The organism is Solitalea agri (genome assembly GCF_023914155.1).
In the GTDB taxonomy this organism is placed as follows: Bacteria; Bacteroidota; Bacteroidia; order Sphingobacteriales; family Sphingobacteriaceae; genus Solitalea; species Solitalea agri.
The window spans coordinates 444,298-470,915 of sequence record NZ_JAMWYS010000024.1 but is presented as its reverse complement, the minus strand read 5'-3'; the positions used below and the strand labels follow the sequence as shown (position 1 = coordinate 470,915).

General features: G+C 38.3%; 17 protein-coding genes and 1 pseudogene. 3 read left to right on the top strand and 15 right to left on the bottom strand.

Annotated features, from left to right (window positions below; all coding sequences use genetic code 11):
- The first annotated feature begins 716 nt into the window (after nucleotides 1–716).
- Both NF867_RS06750 and NF867_RS06745 read left to right on the top strand, forming a co-directional pair.
- Nucleotides 717–2,399 carry a right-handed parallel beta-helix repeat-containing protein gene (locus NF867_RS06750; RefSeq protein ID WP_252587039.1) on the top strand — a complete coding sequence of 561 codons (1,683 nt, stop codon included), beginning with the start codon at nucleotides 717–719 and terminating at the stop codon, nucleotides 2,397–2,399.
- Between the two features lie 811 nt (nucleotides 2,400–3,210).
- Nucleotides 3,211–4,878: a right-handed parallel beta-helix repeat-containing protein gene (locus tag NF867_RS06745; protein ID WP_252587038.1), complete on the top strand. Its 1,668-nt coding sequence runs from the start codon at nucleotides 3,211–3,213 to the stop codon at nucleotides 4,876–4,878.
- 138 nt (nucleotides 4,879–5,016) lie between these two features.
- On the opposite strand, the gene NF867_RS06740 is transcribed toward NF867_RS06745, so the two are convergent.
- From NF867_RS06740 to NF867_RS06680, 14 genes and pseudogenes are all read right to left on the bottom strand, one after another.
- Nucleotides 5,017–6,630, bottom strand: coding sequence for a sulfatase-like hydrolase/transferase (locus tag NF867_RS06740; protein ID WP_252587037.1), 1,614 nt, complete (start codon nucleotides 6,628–6,630; stop codon nucleotides 5,017–5,019).
- A gap of 186 nt (nucleotides 6,631–6,816) precedes the next feature.
- Entirely contained in the window at nucleotides 6,817–7,653 is an 837-nt protein-coding gene (locus NF867_RS06735; RefSeq protein WP_252587036.1) for a sterol desaturase family protein, read from the bottom strand.
- A gap of 30 nt (nucleotides 7,654–7,683) precedes the next feature.
- Nucleotides 7,684–7,848 (bottom strand): hypothetical protein, encoded by a 165-nt coding sequence (locus tag NF867_RS06730; RefSeq protein WP_252587035.1) that lies wholly within the window; start codon nucleotides 7,846–7,848, stop codon nucleotides 7,684–7,686.
- A gap of 124 nt (nucleotides 7,849–7,972) precedes the next feature.
- On the bottom strand, nucleotides 7,973–9,547 hold the full coding sequence (locus tag NF867_RS06725) for a sulfatase (RefSeq protein ID WP_252587034.1): 1,575 nt from the start codon (nucleotides 9,545–9,547) through the stop codon (nucleotides 7,973–7,975).
- A 30-nt stretch (nucleotides 9,548–9,577) separates the two neighbouring features.
- Nucleotides 9,578–10,795 (bottom strand): sterol desaturase family protein, encoded by a 1,218-nt coding sequence (locus NF867_RS06720; protein ID WP_252587033.1) that lies wholly within the window; start codon nucleotides 10,793–10,795, stop codon nucleotides 9,578–9,580.
- A gap of 230 nt (nucleotides 10,796–11,025) precedes the next feature.
- A complete protein-coding gene (locus NF867_RS06715) occupies nucleotides 11,026–12,522 on the bottom strand; it encodes a SusD/RagB family nutrient-binding outer membrane lipoprotein (RefSeq protein ID WP_252587032.1) in 1,497 nt (498 codons plus the stop codon).
- 11 nt (nucleotides 12,523–12,533) lie between these two features.
- A complete protein-coding gene (locus NF867_RS06710; RefSeq protein ID WP_252587031.1) occupies nucleotides 12,534–15,794 on the bottom strand; it encodes a SusC/RagA family TonB-linked outer membrane protein in 3,261 nt (1,086 codons plus the stop codon).
- Between the two features lie 51 nt (nucleotides 15,795–15,845).
- The gene (locus tag NF867_RS06705; protein WP_252587030.1) at nucleotides 15,846–16,682 is read right to left on the bottom strand and encodes an SUMF1/EgtB/PvdO family nonheme iron enzyme; all 837 of its coding nucleotides are present in this window, start codon (nucleotides 16,680–16,682) and stop codon (nucleotides 15,846–15,848) included.
- 20 nt (nucleotides 16,683–16,702) lie between these two features.
- Complete coding sequence (locus tag NF867_RS06700; protein WP_252587029.1) at nucleotides 16,703–17,665, bottom strand: hypothetical protein; 963 nt, start codon at nucleotides 17,663–17,665, stop codon at nucleotides 16,703–16,705.
- A gap of 420 nt (nucleotides 17,666–18,085) precedes the next feature.
- Entirely contained in the window at nucleotides 18,086–18,487 is a 402-nt protein-coding gene (locus NF867_RS06695) for a hypothetical protein (RefSeq protein WP_252587028.1), read from the bottom strand.
- 49 nt (nucleotides 18,488–18,536) lie between these two features.
- The gene (locus tag NF867_RS06690) at nucleotides 18,537–19,037 is read right to left on the bottom strand and encodes a VOC family protein (protein WP_252587027.1); all 501 of its coding nucleotides are present in this window, start codon (nucleotides 19,035–19,037) and stop codon (nucleotides 18,537–18,539) included.
- Between the two features lie 299 nt (nucleotides 19,038–19,336).
- Nucleotides 19,337–22,909, bottom strand: coding sequence for an AAA domain-containing protein (locus tag NF867_RS06685; protein WP_252587026.1), 3,573 nt, complete (start codon nucleotides 22,907–22,909; stop codon nucleotides 19,337–19,339).
- Between the two features lie 318 nt (nucleotides 22,910–23,227).
- Nucleotides 23,228–23,725, bottom strand: a pseudogene (locus NF867_RS18455) (DUF4011 domain-containing protein); the annotation flags it as partial.
- 192 nt (nucleotides 23,726–23,917) lie between these two features.
- Nucleotides 23,918–24,379, bottom strand: a complete 462-nt coding sequence (locus NF867_RS06680; protein WP_279639698.1) for a zinc ribbon domain-containing protein YjdM — start codon at nucleotides 24,377–24,379, stop codon at nucleotides 23,918–23,920.
- A gap of 70 nt (nucleotides 24,380–24,449) precedes the next feature.
- On the opposite strand from NF867_RS06680, the gene NF867_RS06675 reads away from it, so the two are divergent.
- Nucleotides 24,450–25,262 carry a class I SAM-dependent methyltransferase gene (locus NF867_RS06675; protein ID WP_252587025.1) on the top strand — a complete coding sequence of 271 codons (813 nt, stop codon included), beginning with the start codon at nucleotides 24,450–24,452 and terminating at the stop codon, nucleotides 25,260–25,262.
- Nucleotides 25,263–25,359: 97 nt separating this feature from the next.
- Here NF867_RS06675 and NF867_RS06670 read toward each other — a convergent pair whose 3' ends face one another.
- Nucleotides 25,360–26,520 carry an FAD-dependent oxidoreductase gene (locus NF867_RS06670; RefSeq protein ID WP_252587024.1) on the bottom strand — a complete coding sequence of 387 codons (1,161 nt, stop codon included), beginning with the start codon at nucleotides 26,518–26,520 and terminating at the stop codon, nucleotides 25,360–25,362.
- Between the last annotated feature and the right edge of the window lie 98 nt (nucleotides 26,521–26,618).

The following is a 26,618-nucleotide window of genomic DNA, read 5'->3' as shown; positions in this document are numbered from 1 at the left end:
AATATTAAAAAGGGGCACTGATTTAAATCAGTGCCCCTTTTTTGCTTCTGGAACTTCTGTGATTCAAACCATTTAAGGTTCATTGAAAGGAATCAGAATTGTTTTCACCAGCTTCTTTCGCCAGCAGGTCCAAGGTTTTATATAAACATACATCCACAAAATAGTATATAAAGTGGATAAAAAAGCTGGGGATATTTAAATACAAAATGTAGAATAATATAATCGGTTTGTGAATCTGATAACACATTCATAGTTAGTGTTTTAACTGCATCGAGGGTTTTTGTAAAGTATTCATGAAAGGTATTTTTATAAAATAAAATGAAATTTATCTTAATTATAAAAGATGTTTTTTAATTAATAGTAAAATAAATTGAAAAGTAAATGTTTTTGTAACATTCTGAAACTCAGTTCGTACTAAGGGTGGATTAAACATAAAATGAGGAGATAGGTAAATGCAAAAATCTTAACAAAAATTTACTTCTATATATCCATTAGGAGATGAAAATGAGAGTAGAGATTATTAGATCATATCTCTCGTACACTTAAGTACCCCATACCAAACCCAAACCAAACAATTCGTAAAAGGGGGTACTCTTCCAAAATTAATGATTTCAAAATGACAGGTCTTGAAAAAGGCTTGAAAGGAAGTGCTTTGTCTTTTTTGAACAAAAAGTAAAGATAATTAACCAAATGTATAACAATTAAACCAGCTGATCATGCCATTGGTATCAGAGATTAAACCCGTAGAAAAATTGAACTTAAAGCGCAGTAAAAAAGCATTGTCATTGGCATTAGCAGCGATTATTGCCGGATCTAGTATTTTAACATCCTGTGGTAAAGAAGAAGCAGAGAGCGTTTTACCTGAATCTTCATTAAACGAAGAGTTATCAACAGGTAATTTGGCTATAGATGCTACAAGTACCGGCGTTGATGTGCGTGTAGACTTTGGTGGATCAACAGCTCCAACCAATTATAATTTAGGATCAATGGGAGTGTCTACGCCTGTTGCCTTAAAAGATTTTAACAAGGGAACAGTAACAGCTGTAAAACTTGCAACTGTTGCAGCTTTTAAAGGAGTTTATACCAACTCAAACACTTATCCAAGTACATTAGGTATTCCACAAACTGCAGCAGCCGATTTATTCTATGGATCGGTTACAACTGCAGCAATTGAACTTTCAGGATTAACGGCCACCAGCAATTATAATCTGTCATTCTTTGCTTCAAGAATGAATTTTAGCGGCTCATTGGAAACTCAGTATAAAATTATTGGAGCAACCACCCAAACGGTTTTGATTGAGCCAGCAAATAATACTACTAAAATTGCAAGTATCAATGCAGTAAAACCGAATGCTTCAGGTAAAATTAGAATTGAAGTTTCAAAAGGCGCAAAAAATACAACTTCACCTAATTTCTGGTTAAATACCTTGATCGTTCAGGAAACAATCGAAACAATAGTGACGCCACCTACTACGCCTACAACGCCACCTTCAACTCCTACTACACCAACCACGCCTAGTATTTCTTATAATTACCTTGTTAAAACCGCCTCAGAATTAAAAACTGCTATATCTAAAGCAAAAAGCGGCGAGGTTATTTATGTTGATGATAATGCTCAGATTGATTTGACTGGTCAAGGCACCGTTAAAATTCCTGCAGGTGTTACCTTAATGAGTGGTCGTGGTAACAATGCGATCCTTGGAGGTATGATCTATACCACCAATGTTTCTCATGGTATTATGTTACAAGCTGGAGGTGCAGGTGTTAAGGTAATTGGTTTACGTGTTCGTGGAGCATCAACCAGTACTGACCGTAGCTCATCAACTTATTGCCGTGGTATTTACTCAACATTCAGCAATCTTGAAGTGGCTAATTGTGAGGTATTCGGATGGAATCATGCCGGTGTTTACTTGTCGGGCGGAGCCACCAATGTTAAAATACACGATAGCTATTTCCACCATAATCAACAAAGTGGTTTAGGTTACGGAATCAGCATTGCTCAAGCCTTTGCAGTAATCAACAATAATTATTTTGATTATAACCGTCATGCTATTGCAGGTTCAGGTATTGCAGGCTCAGGTTACGAGGCAGCTTATAATGTGGTAATGCCAAATGCTACTGAGCACTCATTTGATATGCATGGTGATGGTGGCGATGGAGCTCAATATACAGCTGGTGATTATGTAAACGTACACGATAATACCTTCTATATGAAAGCTTATAAAGCGATCACAGTTCGTGGTACTCCTAAAAATGGTACAACTATTCAAAACAACAAGTTTATTCACACTTCACAGTCGGCTGCATTGAACTTGTATGCAACCAATAATACAATTTCAGGCAATACCTATTCTATTGGTATGGCAACTATAAACCCAGGACCTTCAACTTCTTTGTAGGTTCTTATTAAGATTATCGTATTAAAAGGGGGTCCTGATGCAAATCAGGAACCCTTTTTTAATACTAATATATAGCCTGTTTAAGGATAGGAAGAGCAGATTAACGCCAATAAACACAAAAATAATATAGGCTCTTCATATTATCCGGTCCAGCTAAACTGCCAAAAATGCCATTATTATTCGGGAGTCACTCCTTCTTTTAGTTCAATATCAATGGCTTCGGATAGGCTAAGTCATTGGCCTCCTTTGATTGACATTGAGATTAGTAGTGCGATTATTTAAAGGAAAATTAGGATAGGATAAGCTATTTCTAGGTGAAATAATAGCTCAATAGTTAGTGTACGTGTTACATTATCAGATGATTGTCACTGCTTTGTAAGGCTATTGGAATCTTTTTTATTTAAGCGAAACGAATTTTTGCTTAACTACAAAATACAACTTATGCTTATTAGTATAAAAAATGGAAAAGTAAAATTTTTTGCAACCTTCTGAAACTCAGCTCGTAATAAGGTCTGACTAAAGTGAATTAGGAATATTAATTAAACAACCATTTGGATAAAAAATTACTTAGAAATTCATTAGGAGAGTAGAGTGAGAGTGGAGAATAATAAATAATTCTTCTTATACACCAGGTACCCCGATACCAAACCAAAAATTCGCCAAACGGGGTACACTTCCAAAATTGATGATTTCGAAATCGATGATTTCAAAATGACAGGTCTTGAAAAAGGCTTGAAAGGAAACTCATTGTCTTTTTTGATCAAAAAGTAAAGAAAATTAACAAATGTGTAACAAGTTTAACTAAATGATTATGTCATCTCTATTAGAAAGTAAGCAAAGTATAAAAAGATTAAATCCGAAACGTAGCAAGAAAGCATTATCATTCGCATTAGCCGCATTAATTGCTGGATCAAGTATTTTAACATCGTGTAATAAAGACGAGGTAGATGGACTCTCAACTGAGACTCCAATAAATGAGGGGTCAGATATGTCGACCGAGGCTACAGCCACCGGTCTTGATCTTCGTGTAGATTTTGGTGGGAAAACAGCCCCAACTAATTATAATTTAGGATCAATGGCGGTTTCTTCGCCAGTTGCCTTAAAAGATTTTAACAAAGGAACAGCAACTGCTGTAAAGCTTGCAACTGTTGCAGCTTTTAAAGGAGTTTATACCAACTCATCAACAACTTATCCAGGTTCATTGGGTATTCCACAAGCTGCAGCTTCCGATTTAGTTTATGGATCAGGTACAACTGCTGCCATAGAACTTTCAGGACTAAGCGCTACCAGCACCTATAATCTTTCATTTTTTGCTTCAAGAATGAATTTTAACGGTTCGCTGGAAACTCGTTATAAAATTATTGGTGCAACAACCCAAACGGTTTTGATTGAGCCAGCAAATAATACTACTAAAATTGCAAGTATCAACGCCGTAAAACCTAATGCTTCGGGTAAAATTAGAATTGAAGTTGCTAAAGGCCCTAAAAATACCACCTCACCTAATTTCTGGTTAAATACCTTAATGGTTAAGGAAACAGCTCAAACAGTAGAAACGCCACCTACTACCCCTACAACACCAACAACGCCAACTACTCCACCTGTAACTGCTTATAATTACTTGGTTAAAACCGCTGCAGAATTAAAAACTGCTATATCTAAAGCAAAAAGCGGCGAGGTAATTTATGTTGACGATAATTCAGAGATCAATTTGACGGGTCAAGGAACCATTAAAATCCCTGCAGGTGTTACCTTAGCGAGTGGTCGTGGAAAAAATGGTATCCTTGGAGGTATGGTTTATACTACCAATATTTCTCATGGTATTATGTTACAAGCTGCTGGTGCAGGAGTTAAAGTAACTGGTTTACGTGTTCGTGGAGCATCAACAGGTACTAGCGGTAGCTCAACTTATTGCCGTGGTATCTATTCAACATTCAGCAATCTTGAAGTAGCTAATTGTGAAGTATTCGGATGGAATCATGCTGGTGTTTATTTATCAGGCGGAGCCACTGGAGTTAAAATACATGATAACTACTTCCACCACAATCAAAAAAGCGGTTTAGGTTACGGAATCAGTATTGCTCAAGCTTACGCGGTAATAACCAATAATTATTTTGATTATAACCGTCATGCTATTGCAGGATCAGGTATCGCAGGTTCTGGTTACGAAGCGGCTTATAACGTGGTAATGCCAAATGCTACTGAGCACTCATTTGATATGCACGGTGATGGTGGCGATGGAGCTAAGTACAGAGCAGGTGATTATGTAAATGTTCACGATAATACATTCTATATGAAAGCTTATAAAGCGATCACTGTACGTGGTACTCCTAAGAATGGTACAACTATTAAAAACAACAAGTTTGTACACACTTCTCAATCGGCTGCACTGAACTTATACGCAACCAATAATACCATTACTGGAAATACGTATTCAATTGGTGTTGCAACTGTAAACCCAGGGCCATCAACAAAATTGTAAGTTTTTTAAGGTTAGAATAATAATAAGAAGGGTCTCTGAATTTAATTCAGGGACCCTTTTGTTTCTAAAGCATCGAGGTTAAATTTTGTAAAGCCAATAATCGAGTATAGGCTGCTTTGTACAGCCGCCTATAAAAAGTTAAATATCAACATTGTATAAGCCGTCTTTGAAATTATACTGGAAATGAATCAAGCCTTTCCAACGGGGTGCTGATAATTGCTTTTCCCAATTCGAAAGCTCAGTTTTTAATTCTGTTACCTTTTTTGGGTCTTTCTGAACAAGGTTTTTCTGCTCGTAAGGGTCGTCCTTCAAATTGTATAAATATTCTTTGTTATCCATTTTACTGATAATCAGTTTCCAGTTTTCACTGATAACCGCTGAGTTTCGGCCCACCCGCCAAAATAGGTTTTTGTGAGGAATCGTCTTAATAGTATTGTTCAAATAAGGAATAAGGTCAACTCCGTCGTAAACCCTGTCGGTGGGTAATTGTGCTTTGGTAGCCGCACTAACTGTACTGAAAATATCGAGCGATGAAACGCGATTATCAAAAGTAGTGTTAGAGTGTATTTTTTTTGGCCATTTTAACAACATTGGAACATTAATACCACCTTCAAAATGTGCAAATTTGCCAGCCTTTAAAGGGGCATTATCTGTAGCATTGGTATAGGTAGCACCACCATTATCACTTAAAAAGAAAATAATCGTGTTCTTATCGAGTTTTTGGTCCTTCAGTGCTTGATTTAATCGGCCAATACCATCATCCAAAGCCTTGATCATCGCATAATAAGTACGCTTATTTGGGTCTTTTACATCCTTATAATAATCATAATCACTTTTTTTAGCTTGAAATGGTGAATGTGGAGCGTTGTAGGCAAGATAAAGGAAGAATGGTTTATTCTTGTTCTTATCAATAAAGCCGATGGCTTCAGCTGTTAATTTATCCGTTAAATATTCTTTATCATCTACAATCACTTCATCATTCCGGATTTGTGCTGGTCCTTGTCGACCGGTTTTCCAAATGTGCTTGTCCGAAAACTCATCATGATGATAATTTACCAACGATGAATCATCAGGATGACCGTACAAAGAGTAAGCCTCGTAAAATCCATAATGATGACCGAATCCACGTTGCAAGGGTAATAAAGGCTTTTCATAACCTAAATGCCATTTGCCAATAAGTGCAGTAGAATAGCCTTTGGCTTTTAATAATTCAGAAAGCATAATTTCAGAAGCAGGTAAGCCAATATTTGCCATACTTGATTTTCCGGGTAATTCATCCTCCGGAATATCATTAGCCTTCATTTGACCAAGGTTTAAAAAATGCGCAAAAGCTAAATATTGCAAGCGATTACTAACGTACTGCCCCTGAATCTGAAATTCATAACCAAAGCGTTCCTGATACCTGCCGGTCATCAACCCGGCTCTCGAAGGACTACAAACGGGAGCTGAAACATAAGCGTTATTAAATTTTACCCCTTCGGATGCCAATTGATTAATATTGGGAGCGTTCACTTGTCCCTGGCCGTATAACGTTAAGTCATATTTACCTAAATCATCAGCAAGAATCACAATTATATTTGGAGCAGAAGTATCGGCAGGAGTTTGAGATGCAAGAAAGTCTCTTTTAAACTTTTCAGCTTTCGCCGTTGTACTAGGTGGAACTTGAATGCCTTTTATTGGAAACAATAAATAAAACGCAACACCTGTTAAAAATATAAACAGGATAAGCAATATGATCTTGTGTCGGCTCATAAAGTACAATAAAATATAAGGTAAGAATAAATCTGCTGGAATTTAATAAGCTCTTTACACAGCAAAACAGCTCTCGATCTGGTTTAGAGAGAGCTGTTTTTGTGATCTATATATGGAATTGTTTGCCCTATTTGGTATCAGATAAGCATTTAATAGAACGAAAAATGTCCTTGGAAACGAAAGAGCTTACTTTGCTAAATCGCTTCCTTCTTTGTTCGATTTGAAAATAGGGTACAGTACCTGGGCATACCATGGGTCTTCCGGATAATCCTCTATTCCATATTCTTCAGGGTATTTTCGGGTAATTTTAGCGGTTCTAAAGATTACATCCCACAGGAAAAACATGTTACCATAATTGCCATGATAGTTTCCAATGCCATCGCGTTCATGCGCTGCATGGTGAGCATGATGCGTGGCAGGCAATGAAATGGTTCGTTCCAATACCCAGGCTACCGGATGTAACCATTTGATTGAATACAAAGGTTTGTCCCATTTAATACTCGAATGAGCCATGGTAGTGATTAATCCTTTGATTCCGAGCACAAATAAAGCGGGTAAACCTAACCCTAGGAAAGTAAGCGTAATAGTTACATATAATTGCGGGAACAGTAAGGTGTAAATAAAATTCTGGCGACTGGCCATAGCCATTCCCATGTAAGGTGCAGAATGGTGAGTACGGTGAAATCTCCATAACCATTCCACTTCGTGATGCAGACGGTGATACCAATACTGCGTCAAATCATCGGCAATGCATAAAATGAAAAAGCCCCACCAAAACGGTACCCATGCCAATACATTTTTATATTGAGGAATTACTGAGGGTAAAAACTTTAGCGCAAAGTAAGATAGAAAAACAGGAATTACTAAGCGACCGAAAAGCAAACTGCTTAAGTCGGTGAGTTTTTCATTCAGCTTCCAGTTTCGGTATAACCCTAACGAAAACTCAGCAACTCCGGTTGCGAGTAATATAACGGTTAGTCCCCAACCATTTAAATGATCAAATATGAGTTTTAATGTTTCCATGTATAATTAAGTTGATGGTTTTTGATCGTTCTATTTATCAACAAACACTTCTGTTGATGTCGATTGTTCGGTCTGTTCACTGTTGTCTGAAAACTGTTTTACAATCTCAAGACTTAAAATAATGGCCAGTAAAGGCAGAATGAATAATAAAATACTTACGCCCAGTTTTTTGGCTAAAAGAATAGTTGTTTTCATATTCAAGAGGATTTTAATGACACCATGCTTGTACTTTACACTTCAGTTAATTCCTTGCCCATTGCCGGAGCGGGGAACTCCGGCAGGCAAGGATCAACCAACTTATTATAAAATGAAGCTCTTATTAAATAGGGAAGAAATATTTTTCGCCATTAATGGTAATTGAACTATTGAAAGTATTTGGCCAGGTCGGGGTTTTTACTTTGCTTTCCCATACTTGTAAGGCCGCATTAAGTTCTTTTACTAGCTCTGGATGTTGCGCCGAAAGGTCAGTAGTTTCTGAACGGTCTTTCGACAAATCGAACAATAATTGTTTATTGTTACGGGTGTTGATGTAGAGTTTCCAATCGCCTTTACGAACAGCCTTTGAATAGCCATTGCGCCAGAATAGCACATCGTGTGGACGAGCTTTGTTGCTTCCATTAACGTAAGGCAGCAAATTGGTTCCATCATATTCAACATCTTTAGGCAACGGAATATTAGCCGCAGCAGCAACGGTGCTGAAAATATCGAGGTTGCTTACCGGTAATTGATAAACCTGACCAGCCGGTACTTTACCAGGATATTTAATGAAGAATGGAATGTTTACACCACCTTCAAAGTGTGAAAGTTTGCCACCGCGTAAAGGATAATTATCGGTTGCACGGGTATAAGTAGCGCCTCCATTATCACTTGTAAATACGATGATGGTGTTTTTGTCAAGTCCTAAGGCTTTTAGTTTACGGTGGATGCGGCCAATAGCATTATCCAAACCGGTGATCATACCGTAGTAAACTCTAACAGTTGAGTCTTTAACAGAAGCATATTTGTCGAAGTCGCTTTTTTTAGCTTGGAAAGGATCATGTGGCGCATTGAAAGGCAAATACAAAAGGAATGGTTTGTTTTTATTGCTTTCGATATAAGAAATAGCCTCGTCGGCAATTTTATCGGTCAAAAACTCTTTGTCATCAACCACCGGTTTATCATTGCGAACAATACGATTCGAACCGTCACGGGTCCAGGCAACACGTTCGCTTAAAGCCCAAGGTAAGTGGTAGTCAACAATTCCCGGAGTATTCGGATAGGCATACAAGCTTAAGCCGCTGTAAAATCCATAGTGATAATCAAAACCTCTTTTCTGCGGCTGAAAACCATCTGTTTCTCCAAGGTGCCATTTGCCTATAATAGCCGTTTGATAACCATTTTGTTTAAACAGTTGTCCAATGGAGATCTCTGATTCAGGCAAACCTTTTTTAATTTGAAGGAATTCATCCTGAGAAATAGGTAGTTTCTCAACTGAACCACCTGTTTTCGCCGCGGATGCTACAAATTGTTGAACTTGCTCTGGTGTAGGCTTAACCCCTTCGTTTTGAGGTACCAAAAACTCAAAGCCGAAACGTTGCTGGTAACGTCCGGTAACCAAACCGGCACGCGATGGTGAGCAGATTGGAGCAGAACTATAGGCCTGTGTAAATCGTGTACCTTCAATACCTAAGCTGTCAATATTAGGGGTTTTCAAAACATCATTTCCAAACGAAGAAAGATCATGGTAGCCCAGGTCATCTGCCAAAATCACAATTACATTGGGTTTTGTTGCAGCTTTTTCTTTGGCAGCAATTGTTTTCTGTCGTTTTTTATCGCCTGGCTTTGAAAGAGTAGCCGATAGGAGTGTAGCTGTACCTACAGCCAGAATTCCTAAAAGTAAATAATTCTTTTTCATAAATATACAATGTCTATAGTTTAAGTATTTTTATTTGACAAATTTTTTTGAAGGCTTTAATCCTTTCATATAGCTTCTTTTTATGGCACTAAAGTTTACCAATACTGCTTCAGTTAAGGTGATTACCACTAACCAAATCAGGGGTTGCTCAGTAAAAACAGCGATCATACCAGAGGCCAGCAGAAACCGGGCAAACTCAAGATTGAACACCCATTTTTTCTGCTCCAATATGGCTCCGCAATTGATCAGGGTGATGAGGATGATCAATGATACGCTGGTGGCAATCAGTAAATTCAGCTGATTGTAGAAATAAAGCATGGCAATTAAAACCATAATGATGAAAATAAGTTGAACCACCACATAGGTTTTAAATTTCTTTGCAAGCGGTAAGCGTTTTGAGCGTGAAAGGAAAATTAGTTCAAGTTGCTCCCTGATCGAAGGGTCAATTTGTTCGGGACCGCCAAACAGTACTTTCAGTTTATTTCCGAAGCCTTTTGTGAGTTTTGCTGCGTAATACAGCTCCAGAAAAAAGTGAAAGAATTGCCATAACAAACTATTCGTTTGCAGCTGGTGGGTTAATCCATACCGGACCTCTTCGGTTTCTTCGGCGTAAGTGCCAAACATCCTGTCCCAAATGATAAAGAATCCACCATAGTTTTTATCCAGATACGTTTCATTGTTGCCATGGTGAACGCGGTGATGCGAAGGTGTTACCAATATATATTCGATCCATCCCAATTTGCCGATTAACTGGGTGTGTACGAAAAAGGGATAAACTCCCTGAATTAGCAAAACAGGCATAATCATTAGGGCAGGAAAACCGATAATGGGTAAAATGGCCCAGAACAGCAATCTTGCCAGCGATTGAAATATGGTGATCCGTGTGCCAACCGAATAATTAAATTCTTCGCTTGAGTGATGGATCACATGAACGGCCCAAAACAAATTTATTTCATGACTGCTTCGATGGTACCAATACCATAAAAAATCAACCAATAGGAATAATAGCACCCAGCTCACCCAATTTTGTTGTATGTTGATTATGGCGAATCGTTGATGCAAAAAATCATAGACAAAGAAGAAAAAACCGGCAGTAAGCAAACCCGCCACACGATCGAGAATGCCTATGCTCAAGTTGCTAACCGTATCATTAAACTTATAAACAGCCAGTTTTTTTCGTTTAGCAACGTAATATTCAATGCCTATTGCAAGCAACAAAACAGGTAAAGCCAGTGCTATTGATTCCATAGTTTCTTCATTATTGTTGTTAGTTCATAGATCATAGTTGATAGTCCATGGTCTATAGTTCATGGTCCATGGTCTATAGTCCTTAGTATAAAGTCGTCAGGTCTAGATCTTAACTTCGTACTTCTAAATTTGTACTTCGAACTTCTACAATCGTCAATCCCAATCGTACTTTGTACTTCTAACTTTGTACTTTAAATCGTCCTTCTACAATCGTTAATCCCAAATCTTCTCTACTTGTCCCAATACAGTCGTGGCGTTTGATAATTAGCCGGTTGTATATTGGTGTTAAGCACCTGCTCTGATTGCGGGTAAGGGAATCGGCGAGGGATCAGTCCATCGGGATTATTAGTGTTGGTGCCGTTCACCGAAGGTTTCAATGCCGGATAACCGGTACGACGGTAATCGGTCCAAACCTCAGCCTGCGTAAACAAGGCAATATATTTTTGAGTGATAATCGTTTTTAAATCCGATTGAAGGTCGCCTGTAAGGGTTGTTTTTGCTGCCAGGTAAGCATCCCTGTTTGCTTGTGATGCATTAGGGTCGGCTGGGTTGGCAATCTTATTGATTGAGGCCAAAGTGGCATCTTTCAGCGCTTTCTCTGCATTTGTGCGATCATTCAGTATTAATCGTGCTTCGGCTTCAATAAACTTGGCTTCAACATAGGATAAAAATACTACCGGTGAAGTTGAGCTAGCATAATATGAGCCGATCACCGAAAATGCTCCCGGTACTCCGGCTACGGAACCCCTGTACTTACCACTCGCCGCCGGATATTGTGTGGCGAAAACCGAGCGACGAGGGTCAACAGGTGCCGTTTCCGGTTTGGTCGACGGATCATCAATTGCATTTCCATTCAGCAAATTCACAAACGAGGCTCCCAGACCTACCCACCCTGGACGATTAGTGTTTTGCTGATAAAATGGATTGGAGTTGCTTACCGCCGCACCGAAAACAATTTGCAAGTCGTTGGCATTTGAGGTAATGCCACGATAATTACCATTTGCATCATATAAATAATTCAAAGCTGTTTGAGCCGCAGTATTGGCATCAACTTTACTCAAATGTATAGCTAAGCGCGCTTTTAATGTCCAGGCTGCAGCCAGCCAGTTTTGTGTATTACCTCTGAAGAACAAATCATCGGCACCCGGAGCTGGAGCAGTGAAGCTGTTGGCCGGTAGACTTAGTTCAGTAATGGCTGAATCCAGTTGTTTTTGCAGGTCGGCATAAATATCTTGTTGTTTGTCAATTGCAGGGGATGCATTTATTTCAGCGTGTAGTGCCTGCTTGTAAGGAATATCTCCAAAAATATCTGATAAGGTTGAAAAAGTGTAGGCGGATAAAATGCGCGAAATACCGGTGTAGTAGGGCGAGTTCAACTCCTTACTTTTAGTGTAAACAATGTTCAGGTTTTTAAGTCCGTTGGTATAAAAACTACCCCAGATAGAGTTGTAATAGGTGGTGTTCACATTGTAATTGTCAAAAGCCACCGCATCTCCGTTAGAACCTGCAAACTGTTGAATGGTAATACCTGTTTGAATACCAGCGTCAACTCCTTGGCTAAAGGCTAGCGTACCCTCCGCGCCCGATAAAACGGTAGATATAGGAGCATTGTTGGAGGCATTGGGATTTACATTCACCTCCGACAAATTGCAACCTGTACTCAATCCGAAAATTGTGAGTACCGATGCGAATGCTAAAAGCTTATGTTGATTTATCTGTTTTTTCATGATGATAATGCTTAAAAGGTAAGGGTTAAAGTGGTTGCGTAGCTTCGAGTATTAGGCGTGGTCCAAAAGTCAACTCCCAAGGCATTCGACAAGCCATTACGTGAACTTAAGTCAGGGTCAGAACCAGAATAATTAGTGCTGATCAGGAAGTTACGACCGGTAAGTGTAAGAGCAGCCTTTGCGATTCGAGCCTTTTGAATCCATTTTAATGGAAGATCAAATGTTAAGTTGATATCGCGGATGCGTAACCAGTAAAGATCTTTCTCAACATACATTCCTGGGATGTTAAAGGTTTGGCGATACCAAGATTGAGAAGCAATTGCCGTGATATCATTTTTAGCTCCATCACTTTTCTTTACCCCGTCAAAAACCACTTGCTGACCTCTGTTAGCTGTTTCTTCGGCTACACCATTAAATACCATTTGCAAGCGCGGTGCATTCGCAATGTCAAATCCTCCACGGTAATCCAGAAATAGTGATAAGGTTGCGAACTTGTATCTGATCTCGTTACGGAATCCTAAATTGAAATCTGGATTTGGATCACCAATAATTTTTGGAGTAGCATCAATTAGTGGATATCCATAGTTCGCATTCGGAGCTCCATTGGCTAAAAGTTTCTGATCATCGATAATTGGCTTACCGGCGGCGTTGCGTTGTAAGTCAACACCGAACAATGCCCCATAAGGCTGACCAACGATCGCCCGAGAATCGCCGAATGGAAATCCTCCTGAAAGTGAAATATTATTTAAGCCAGGTGCCAGTTCTTCTACTTTACTATTGTTTTTCGAATACAGCACATTGAAATCCCAACTGAAATCTTTGTTTTCAATCGGATTAACATTTAATGTAAGTTCAAGTCCCTTGTTGGTTATTCGGCCTGTGTTTACCAATGCAGCATTGCTACCGGTTGAGCTTGGTAATGATACCGGAATGATCTGGTCTTTACTTAATGAAGAGTAGTAAGTGGCTTCTAATCCTACGCGGTTTTTAAAGAATCCTAAGTCGGTACCTACTTCCCAGGTGTCGATACGCTCAGGCTTTAAAGCCTGATTTCCTAATGTAGATCCATAGCTTAAGCCTGCAGTATTGTTAAACGGAAAACTCAAACTCGATTGAATCCATCCACCTGCCGAAGAATTGGTAAAATAGGTTTCCAATGAGTAGGGGTCAGCATCGTTACCTACTTGAGCGTAACTTGCACGTACTTTACCCAAGCTGAACCATTTTTTAGTGTCTTTATCTAAGAATTCCGAGAATACCAAACTGGCACCTGCAGATGGGTAGAAGAACGAGTTGTCACCATCGGGTAGGGTAGAGGTCCATTCATTACGGCCGGTAAAGTTTACAAACAAGTAATCTTTGTGATTAACAGCCAAGCTGAAATAACCCGCTGCTAAACGCTTGCGAATAGTTTGATTATAAGTATTGGTGGTAGAGGCGTTTGAAATGTTAAACAGTCCAGGGATAATCAAGCCATCGCCACGGGTATTGATCTGATTTTTGTAAGAGTCGTAATAGTTACTTCCTGCAATAGCGGTTAAATCCCAGCCTTTGGTAATGGTGTGCTGTGCTTTAAGGATTATATCCGTATTTAAGTCTCTGCGGAAGTAATTCACATCGTTAATAGCACCGGCAGCAACACCCGAAGTTCCGCGGCTGAATCCGCCTTTGCGCTGATCGCGATAGGTGTCGTAACCAAAACGGAAGGTTCCGCTTAACCATGGAAGAAAATCATAATCGGCCTGGGCAAACCCTAAGAAACGGTTGATATCATCTTTCTGCGGATTCATGTTCAACGACCAGTAGGGACTGTCCCAGCCGCGACCATTAGCGTAAGAGCGTGAATCGCCCCAGGGTTTTGCATTGGTAGCTGGCAGTAAATACGAATCAGGGTTATTTGCCGGGTCACTTAAGCCATTGGTTATATCAAAGTTAGCCGGACTGTTAACCAGTGCACGAACAACATTGGTATTGAAACCACCCATTAATGCACGGTTATCAGAACCTGAATTAATATAGTTTAAACCTGTTGAAAGCTTTAAGCCGTCTGTTACTTTGTAGTCGGCATTGGCTCTGAAGGTGTTTCGAAAGAAATCGGTGGTAGGAATGATACCAGTTTGATTTAAATTACTGTAGGAAAAGTAATATCCTCCTTTATCCAGATTACCTGTAACCGAAAGATTATTGTTCCAGGTTTTTCCGGTTTCAAAAAAGTTATCAATATTATCATAATAATTTACTGGCTTGCCGTTCGAAGCTGGTGAACTTTGCCCTACTATCAGACCATTTTTATCGAATGCGCTCGAAACTTCAGAATAGGTTAGGGTATCAATTCTAGCGCCCCAATTTTCATCAGATCCCGGTTGACCTGGAACCACATATTGTCCATTCAGTCCGTTTGAATAGATATTTTGACGCGGTTGCATTCTACGGTTTACCTCATCAAATGAAGCCGAACCGGTATAGCTCACCGAAAACTTCTTGTCAACATCACTTCCCTTTTTAGTATTGATAATAACAGCTCCGTTAGCTGCACGAATACCATAAAGAGCCGCAGCAGCAGGTCCTTTTAGTACAGATACGTTATCAATATCTTCCGAATTAATATCTATAGCACGGTTGGAAGGAGTTGCCAATGAAAATGAATTGGTAATGGTAGGCAGAATGTCCTGTACCGAATTGTCGACCGGAACACCGTCAACTACAAAAAGTGGTGAGTTATTACCCAATACAGAGTTGTTTCCGCGAATCCGAATGGTTGATGAACCGCCCGGAGAACCACCACTATTTTGGACCTGAACACCAGTCACTTTTCCGCTAAGTGCGGTAACTACATTTGGTTCTTTGGCAGCCAGAATCTCTTTTTTATCAATACGGGCAATACTGGTATTGATCGATTTACGATTACTCTCAATACCTAAGGCCGTAACCACCACTTCCGATAATTGATTACGTGAGCGTAATAAGATATTGATCTCTCCATCTTCCAGGTCGAAAACCTGTACTTCCTTGGTAATGTAACCTACGTATTGTATTACCAGCTTAAATGGGAATTTGGCTTTGGTGCTTAGTTTAAATTTACCGTCTGCATCAGTTTGAATGGCATCACGAGTGCCCTTAATTGCAACGGTAGCGCCGGCAACAGGTATTTTGGTGCCGTCTTCTAAAACGGTCCCACTGACTAGTGTTTTCGTTTGTGCTAAAGCGGCTTGGCTCCCAAATAAGGTGAGCAGAGCCAGCAATAGATAGGTATAGAGTAGTTTGTGTTTCATTTTAAGTATAGTTAGTATATAGTTTAAGTAGATTAATGAGTCAAAAAAATATTAATCTTTGGCACAACGGAAACCGGTATGCATTAAGCTGGTTTCGGGAGTTGACGAAGAACTGCCCACGATAAGGAAACCATGGCAAACATTCGGATCGCAAAGAAAAGAGCCGCCTTTACTTACCCGACGTTGGGCGGTGTCGTTTTGGGCTTCTTCGGCCGTTGGAGCCACTTTATCAGAGCACCATTGCCAAACGTTTCCACCCATGTCGCTTAACCCTAACTGGTTTCTACCAAAATATCCTACGGGTGAGGTGGTCAAAAAGCCATCTTCCTCGGTGTTTTTTTCCGGAAAGGATCCCTGCCAGGTATTGGCTTTGTATTTACCACCCTCAACCAAGTGTTCACCCCAGGTATAAGTTTGACGCGCGTTCGATGCATTTCGGGCGGCCCATTCCCACTCCAATTCTGTTGGTAATCGTTCGCTTTTCCATTTTGCGTAAGCTTCAGCATCATTCCACGAAACCTGTGTTACCGGGTGATCAAGGTTTGCTTGGGCTTTATCTTTTCCTTGCGGATGTAAATAATCAGCTGCATTAAGCATTTTCCAAGTTTTCTTTTCGAAGTCAAATACTGCTGAGTTACCAAATTTCTGGGCATCGGTGACATAGCTTGTAGCTTTTACAAAATCATCAAATTGCTTAACGGTTACTAAGTCGGCATCGAATAAAAACGATTTTACAGTGATGGTACGCGTAGTTCCGTCATCAAACTGCTTGAGCATCGTTCCTCCAGGAACACGAATCATCGCAGCATGAGCAACACTTTTATTTTGTGTTTTTTCCAGCTGATGGCAAGCGGATGAGGTAATAAGTAAACCGATGAGGAGCGTCATAGTAAAGTGCTTTTTATTCATTAGTTCTGTTTGGCAATAGTTTTGGCTGGTGAAACAGGGTTGAGCTTAGTTTGAAGATCCTTCTCACTAAGCAAAGCATAGCCAAACTCATGGTTATTCAACTGACCTTTCGATCTAATCCAGCTGATGAACTCTTCGATCGATTTGGTATTATTTTGTCCTTTTTTATAAGAAAGGGTAACCTGTTCGAAAGGCAATCCTGGGTTAGTCGTACTTTCAAGATAAGTGATCAGCTGGTCAATAGTGCCATAAATTTGTTCATTCTCATCAAGTTTTCCATTGTTGTTCAAATCCAAAGGAATAATACCCAGCCCTTCTTTTACCTTGCGTGTATTTAGGTCATAAATGAAACTAAGAACATTATAGGTAACACCTGCCGAATCACTCAGCACCGCCTGGATAAGGTGTTTGTCGTCGCCACCCAGTTGGTTGCCTACCAGGTTTTCTTGCTCAAAGCCATAATAAGCAGCGAAAGTAATAGGAGCGCATGCTTTTTGAGCTCGTGTGTAAAATACAGGCTGATAGCCTTTTAGTTGTTTATTGGGTTTCTGTTCAGCATCAGGTTCTGCGGGGTCGTATTTTTCGAAAAAAAGTTTCTTAAGCTCTTTTGATTTAATTCCTCGAGAGCCATAAATACTAAGTAGTTTATTTTGACTGTTGGCAACAGGTAACAGTGCGTAGCGAGCAATGGCTTCGGTAGTTAAACCCGGTAGCTCATTGTCGGTTAGACGATGTGCGTTGATAAAGAGGTTAGCGCTATCGGCAGATTTGGTGCCTTTAGATGCTATTCGTATGTGCAAGTCAGGGTGTTCTTTTTTATATAGCGAAATCCATTTTTCGAAAAGCGGATAAGTAAAGCGTGTACCTGTTATCACGATCTCGTTAGTGTTGTTTTGAGCCTGGGCTGCGTAGCAGGATATCAAAAGAGCAACAGCCGTTAAGGTATGTTTTAATGTTTTCATGTTAGTATTTTTAGTGTTCAACCAATGCAAAGCCCTGATGTAGGATACCTTGTTTACTAGTGAATAGATGGTTTGAGATATTTCCATCATACAACTCTTATAATGGAAAAGGGGAGAGTATTACATGCAACAGCAGCGCTGCATGCAGGTGGTTGCAATGCAAAAAACAAGTAGTTGTTGATTAGGGTTTTGTAGGGTGCTGATGTTAGTCATGATAATAATGTTTAAATCATAAATATACTTAGTCTATAGGATATATAGACAAATATAAGATTGAAAATTTAAATTCAAAAGGAAATGTGAAAAAAATTGTAACGGATTATAAAACTGACTTTTCCTTGCTCATTCGGATTTCAAATCCCAAAGTAAGCTGGTTCGGGCTTTTAAATCCCGAACAGAGTGAGAGCTGAAGCTATGCAGCTAAGTGTAAAAGAATGTTTTAAGATCTTTGAAATTCAGAATAATAGCGAAAATTCCCACAAGAAAAGCTGTAGGTTGAAAGTTGATTTTGAAGCTTCCGATTTCCAGTGGCCATATAAAGTCGAAAGGGGTAAAGTTTATAATGCAAAAAAGTCCGAGCAGAAGTGTAAAGGCTAAAATGTAGTTGAAAAATTGTCGGAATGCGAAGTAAGAAATAAGACTTATTGCTACCGCTATAAAAGCGCCATAATGTTTTTTAGTAAGGTTAAACTCCAAATTGAATCCGCTAATTTCAACTGTTCCACGGATAAATGTCAGCAGGGTGTAGGCACAAAGCCCTGTTAATATCAATGCAGGCATTAACGTTTTATATTTCTGATATAGCTGTTTGGCAGTTGTCATAGGGTTAGCGTTTGCATTTCGATCTTTTGATTCCATCAATCCTCAACCCTTACATTTGGGTTTTCATATTTTGTACGGCAATTTCACCTTCTTTGGTAATGCCCATAATTTCAGTAAAAACGCCAATCTCAATGCGTGTGTCGAAAAATACAATTTTGGCAATTGGTGTATCAAAACTGCTTATTATTGAAAAACCTCTATTTTTAAAGTCTGATATAACCTTGTCAAGATTAGCAATTGGTGTGCTGTAGGCAATATGTTGAACTCCGCCTGCCGGATTATTATCTATGAAATCTTTAAAAATACTTTTTCCCGAAATAGGCTGAATGAGTTCGAGGAATACTTCGTCAGTATAAGCCAATGCAACATAGTTTTCGGCATCAGAAGGCTCACCATAATAGGTTCCATCACATTCCTTTAAACGTGTGATCATTGTTTTGCTAAAATTGCTAATGCCAAACATTTGCTGAAAAAACGATTTTGCTAACTCAATGTCTTTTACCACCCAAGCGATTTGGGTAAGGTTCAGGTTCATATTAGTGTTGTCCATGGAATTAGTTTTAAGTGTTAAACATTTTTTTACACCATGAAATAGTATCTTGCTTTTTTCGACTTACCGGAGTTGAGGAGATTTATGTCAAAGGTTGATTCAAAAAGCTAAATCATGATTGTGGACAAAAGTGTCATAAACGCCCCTTTCATGTTTAATAATATCTTGTTATAGTGGTTCGTCTTTTTGCTTGTTTATTGTTAATTCACTGTTTCGTAATGACTTGGTAGCTCTTTTGCAATTTTAGTTTTGTGAGGTCGATCTATAGAATTGTAAAAGTGCCATCAAAAACATTGATATTAGGTTTCTATTTTAATTATTTCAACAAAATTGTCAAGATTTCCGATTTTTACAATATCTCCAATAGCGTGTCCAAGTAATGAAACCCCCAAAGGTGATTTGTGATAAATTTTTTGAATACCATTTGATGTTAGTTTGTTGTTTTCTGTAGAAACAAGTTGAACATTGATATCTTTGCCAATATTCATATACTTTATTTGGACTTTACTGTTTAGTTTTACAACATCGTTAGCAAATATTGGGGTTTGAACAGGTGTAACTTGTTCTATCGCTTGAATAGTCTCTCCGTCTTTCTCTATGTCAATAAATGAATTTTGGGTAACATATTCCTCCAAAATTTCAATGTCGTCAGTAAATGCGTAAGCTGTTTTAGAATAATCTTTGATTTTCCCGTTTACTGTTGCTTCAGTTTGCTTTATGAAATCAACAAGTCGTTTGGTTTCTCTGTTTGAATTTCGCCACCAATTTGTGCTCCAAATTCGATGAAACACAAAGCCGTGATTTTCTAAAATTTTCTGTCTGTGCCTATCATATAAATAGGCTTCTCTGCTGGAATGGTATTTTGCTCCGTCACACTCAATAGCAATTTTTGGAACACTTTTTATTTTCGGGTCATAAACTATATCAATTCTAAACCCTGCAAATTGTAATTGTGGAATTAGTTTTTCAGTTCCGAAATGATCAGCCAAACTTTGATAAACTTCTTCTTCAAAAGGAGATTCTAGTTCATTAAAATCTCTTGAATTGATACCTGCACTGTTTGATGTATTTTCTGCAAGAGCCGTAAGAACAGACAATCGTGAATCGTTGTCTGCTTCGCTTACTGCTTTGCAGTAGGCTAAATATGCATACATCACGGCTCTTTTGTTGTTTGAACCTTCGATTGTCAGGTATTCTTTGTAATTCATAAAAACCTGTTCAGGAATTGAAGAACAACAATAAACTTTATACTTTGCTCTTGTGATGATTACGTTCAATAGTTTGTAACCTTTTGAATGGTTGATTGGTCCAAATCTTTGGGCAAATTTTCTGTCTTTACCAATTCCGTAGGTTGTTGAAAGAATAATTACATCTCTTTCATCGCCCTGAATGTTTTCTAAATTCTTTACAAACATTCCGTTTTCTTCCAACTCCTGAATTTTAGCATTGAATTCTGAATATTTTGAAAATTTCTGTCGTTCTAAAATTTTACTCTTTATCAGGTTGCGTTGTGCAATGTTGAAAGTTGCAATTCCAAGAGTCGGATATTCTCCGTTTGGCAAACGGTTAATATTCTTATCAATGATTGATAAAACCATTTCAGCTTCAGCTTCATTGGAGTGGTCAGAGAAAGTGCCATTTACTTGAACATATTTTATTGGGATATAGTCAAAATTGTTAGGCAACGGTTTTAGTCGTTGATTGTAAAAAGCATAGTTGGAAAAATCTATCAAATGCGGGTGTCGTGAACGATAGTGAAAGTCCAAATGCTTCTTTTGAAAATTCAGCTCTGTTCCAAAATCAAGCAAAGATTCGCAAGACAATAAAATATCATCTTTATCAACTCTTATTACGTTTTCTTCTTCGTCAATATCTTCTTCATCTTCTACTGCACCGTCAAATACTTTGCTGAAATAATTAGATGGAGGCATTTGATGTTCATCACCTGCAATGATAATTTGTTTTCCTTTTAGAATAGCAGGCAAATTATCTTCAAGTCGTAACTGGCTGGCTTCATCAAACATTACAATATCGAAGTAGCGATTCATCCCTTTGAACAAATTACTTGCAACATCAGGCGAAGTGAGGATGATAGGGAAGAATGTAGAAAATAGATCAGCATCCTTTTGTACAATCTGCCGTAATGAAAGTCGTTTGAAACGGTGGCTGCTTCTTTTGTTGTAAAGATTTTCTACAGATAAACCACTATTGTTTTGAACAAATGATTGAGTTGTGTTAATCTGTCTTGAATACCAAAATTTTTTGATGAATTTTAGTTGTTCTTTTTCAAATCCGTTTAGCGTAGTATCGAGTTCTCTATGTTCATCATCGTTTACAGGTAAATCACCGCCGCTAGCCGAAAACCGAAGTAATGAATCCAAATAAAAAATCAAAAACGGTTTTCTCCAATTTTTTTTTGACTTCAATTCATCTACAATCGTTTTTTCATTTTCTGTTAAACCATTATAGAATTGGAACCATTTGAACTCTGCTAAAAAATCATCTTGTTCAGAATTAAAGTATTCATTCTTGGCTTTGAGGTGAGATTCCAATTCAGAAATGAAAGAATAAAAATCATTTGTTTTAAGTTCATTTTTTACCCAGTTATCAGAGTTAAATTTGCTTGATAATCCGCTTACTTTTTCTTGAAGAATGGGCAAACTTTTAATGTTAATTTCTGTTTTGTTGGTTTTCAGTAGATTGATTTTATGAAACTCGTTTTGAATTTTTGTTTCAAATTCGTTTTGAACATCTACAATGTTATTTTTTAATGTGATTAAAGATTTTAGCTTATCATCTAATGTTCCTGCAAACAAAATGGGTTTTAGGTCTTTTGTGAGCTTCAGACATTCTTCAAGTTTTTGGAATATTGTTTGTAACTCTAAATAATCGGAAATGGTTTGCTTTTTTGCTTTTGAAAAAACAGACAAGAATTTATAGCCGTACCCATTTAGTTTATTTTCATCAGTTAGGTCGGCATTACTTTTATTCTTGTCAAAAATCGTTTCTACTTTTGTTGTTATCTGTTTAGTTTCTTCTATTTGTTGGTTTAATTCATTTTTTCTAAGAATAGCGAATTCACTACTGTTTGTTTCTAACAGATTTTTTATGTCTTGCAAATATTTGCTATAATAATCAAAATCGTCATTGATTGTTTGTTCAATTTTGTAAGGATTGTCGCCAACTAATTTTTTTGAATTGATAAACGATTTAGATTCTATCTGTGAAAAATTAGTATATAGTGATTGTCCTTTATGAACAAGGTCAAGTAATTTATTCAGCTCTTCTGGCAAATAAGTAAATCCTGATTTTTCAATATTCAACCTGCTGTCATCGTCATTATTTCTGAGTTCTGCCAACAAATCACCAACTACATCAGTCCAGGATTTGTTGCCGATAATTTTCTGGTCAAGTTTCTGATGTTTACCGTTTATATTCGTGATTAAATTTTTGGCTTTATTGACAATGTTATCTAAATGATCTTTGGAAGATTTGTATGTGTATGATTGATACTCGAAATTATCTACTCGATCTCTTACAGAATCAACAACCGTTTTGCGGTCTTTTACAATATCTCGGATTAAAACGCAATTATAGTTTAGTCCTTTTTCAATGAGGGTATTATGAAGCACTTCAAGGGCAGTTCGTTTTTCACAAACGACAATCGTTTTTTTGTTGTTTTCAAGTGCATTAATGAGAACGGCTGTCAGCGTTTGGCTTTTTCCTGTTCCCGGTGGTCCCTGTATTAAAACATTTCTAGTCTTTTCTAAGGAATGAAGTATGCTTTGTTGTGAAGGGTCGGTTTCAACCGATGAAATTGGCTGAAACGAATGTTCCTCTAAATCATCAAGAGGAATGTCAATTCCTTTCAACTCCATAAGATTACTGTAATCATTTATGATATTTTGCTTTTGAACTTCAAAAATTGAAAACAGTCCACCAAACTCAATAAAAGAATTGGTAGAGTTCATAGGCAGTTTTTCGTAATGTGCTTTATCGCCGATTGAAACCACCTTCCCTAATTTCGTTCTGAAGGTGTCTTCTAAATCATCAGGTGAAATAGTGTTTACAGTTCGTATGAGCTTCGCGCAAATTTCGATCAGTTCGTCTTTTTGAATTAGTCCGTCATCGAGCATTTCGCTTGGTATTTGTTCTATTTCAACATTTGAATCATTTTGCAGATGATTGATTAAAACTTCGTTAATGTATATTGGGTCTTCTTCGTTTCGTATGATTTCCCACGTATTAAATTCTTTAGTTCGCTTGATTCTCAAACTCCAAATTAGAACAGGTGCAACCGTCAGCTTATTGTCTGTTTTATCTCGTCTCGCTAATATAGGGAAGCCAAAACCGAAAGTGTTAATCCCTTTTTCAGATTCGATTGTATCAGTTTGGTTTATAAGATTTTCAAATGCTTTTGTGATTCTGACTAATTGGGTTTGTTCGTCTTCAAATAATGAATTCAGGTCAGGTACATTTTCTTTCCAACTGATTCTGAATTTTAGCGGTTGTTCTGAAAGTAATGCCTTTATGAAATTGTCTGGTAAGTTTTTGTCAATGTGAGAAAGCCTGTTTAAGTCAAACTTGTAACGTGAGTTTGAAGGAATGGCGTTTAAGTGAACGCCCCTACGATTTCCAATTTTTAAACGTCTTTGAAGTTCTATTAAAAGTTTCTCTGTTAATTCCATATAGGTCTTTGGCTAATCATTTATTTTATGGCAGCTAAGCGCTACAGTCTTTAAACTATAGCGGTTTATTGATTTTCACAAAACCGAAATTAATCTTTTTAGCCAGATGTTCAACTAATAACTAAAAAAGTCCTGATGCCAGGACTTTTTTAGTGAATATCTTTTTAGAAAGAAAAGGATAGCAACAGCTTGTTAAGCTTTTCTTACAAACTCTGACTTCAACGCCATGGCGCCAAAACCGTCTATTTTGCAATCAATATTATGATCGCCCTCTACCAAACGTATATTTTTTACCTTGGTGCCGGCTTTTACAGGTCCTGAAGCACCTTTTACTGGCAGGTTTTTAATTACGATCACCGAATCACCATCTTTCAACACGTTTCCGTTCGAATCTTTTACCACTAACTCGTTTTCTTTGCTCAATTCTTCCGGATTCCATTCATGACCACATTCCGGACAGGCATATACACCATCTCTTAAAAAGTATCCGTAAGGCGAATTACATTCCGGACAAGGTTGCATTTCTTCTGACATAACAGTTTTATTATAACGAGGTAAAATTACCACTCTAAATCCGAATGAGTTGCAAAATCCGTGTACTATTTCAACACACATTTTATTTTGAGCATCAGTTGCAGTCCTTAAATTTTTCAACTTAAAATAAATTGCTGGCTGCCAAAAGATTAACAATATATCTTAAATTGTAATTACAAAAAACATCAGAATGAATCCTAACAAAGAATTATGGGAAAAGGGCGATTTTACTCGTCTTGCCGAAACCATGAGGGAAAGTGGTTCGGCATTGGTAGCCTCATTGGGCATAACAAAGGGTATGAACGTTCTTGATCTTGGCTGTGGTGACGGAACCACTGCCATTCCGGAAGCCAAGCTGGGTGCGAATGTTTTGGGTGTTGATATAGCTAGTAACCTGGTGGCAGCTGGAAACATCCGGGCAAGAGCCGAAGGTCTCAATAATTGTACTTTTCAGGAAGGTGACGCTACCGATCTGCATGAGTTGAAAGATCATCAATTCGATTTGGTGGTAAGTATTTTCGGGGCCATGTTTGCACCTAAACCGTTTGAGGTAGCCAAAGAAATGGTTCGGGTAACCCGTCCCGGTGGAAAAATTGTGATGGGTAACTGGATTCCAGGAGATCCAACATTGGTTGCACAAGTACTAAAAACAAGCGCTGCTTATACACCACCGCCACCTGAAGGCTTTATTAGCCCTATGCTATGGGGCGTTGAGGAGAATGTTGTTGAACGATTTGGCGCGGCAGGAATACCCAAAGAAAACATATCTTTTTCCAGGGAAACGTTTACGTTTTCTGCTCCTTTCTCTACTGATGCATTTGTGAGTCGGTTTAAAAATTATTATGGCCCTACTATGAATGCTTTTGATGCTGCCGGAAAAAACGGGAAGGCCGCTGCTTTAGAGCATGACTTGAATGAACTTTTTAAAAGTCAAAATAAAAGTACAACCGAGGGTTATACCGTAATTCCGGCTACTTATCTTAAGATAACGGTGAAGGTTTGATAAGACATAATTGATATTAGCCGCTGAGAGTTCTTTCTATAATTCTCAGCGGCTTTTTTTAAAGGAATGGAGTAAACCCTATCTTCAGAGCCAGTTTTTAGAAACCGTTAAATACGCCCAGCATCGAGTTTAAAGCTTCTTCTGAATGCATCATTTGTCCATTTTCAAGCGACTCTTGTGCGGCCATTGCGGCCCTTTTACGCATCGTTGTTTCATAAAAAGAAATGGATTCTTTCAAGTCGGTGAACTTATCCGAGGTTAAACATTCACATAGTTCCAGGGCATCAAGCATGGCCATGTTTACGCCCTCTCCCGCAAATGGAGGCATCACATGTGCCGCATCGCCAAGCAGCGTAAGGTTGGCCTGAGGTTCCCAGGTTTGGTCTAAAGGCATACAATAGATCAGGCGTGGTATAACTGGAGTTGCCATGTTTTCAAATAATTCATGCCAAACAGTGCTCCATTCAGCATATTCTTTTTTAAACCAGGTTAGCAATTGTTCTTTATCGGCATAATTTAGACCATTGTTTGCCGCCCAGCTTTCCTCTGCCTTAATGCTTATATAAAACCCTAGCTCATTGTTGCCTTTTGAACCCATTAGTAAACATTTAGAATTTCCAAAAGCCATAATCTTACCGCCATTTAACAATGCATGAATTTGAGGTGTTATTTTTTTCGCATCATATACATTGGCTTCTAACATGGTAATACCTGAATAAAAGGCCTTGATATCAGTAAGGTAAGGACGAATTTTAGAGTTGGCTCCATCAGCTGCAATAATAATATCAGCATCCGCAGTTGAACCATTTTTGAAATGCAGTAACCACCCTTCATGTTGTTTTTCCATTGAAATAAACTGGCTATCCCATATCACCGTTTCCGGTTGTAATGATTCGAGCAATAAATTTCTTAATGGACCTCGGTCAATCTCAGGACGAAAATGTTCGCTACCAAAATTTTCTTCCGGGTGGGATTCATGATCACTGAAAAGTATTTCTGCATGTTCATTTACGATCAGCATTTTATCAGCCCCCGGGCGATAATGCTTTTTAAACTCTTCTAATAAATTAGCTTTGCTCAAGGCTGCCAATCCCGATTCATGATGCAGATCAAGTGGTGAACCTTGCACGCGTGCATGCTTGTTAACATCTCTTTCATATACCTTTACATTAACGCCCTTAAGCTGTAAAAGCCTCGCTAAGGTTAATCCTCCGGGACCTCCACCTACAATAGCGATCTGTTTATTTTCTATCAGCATTTTCAATTTAGTTTTACACTTGCAAAACTATTGCTGCTTCCAGACGGATAATAGTAAAAATCGGTCGTTTTGGTTTTGGGATAATTCTTTGGGATGTT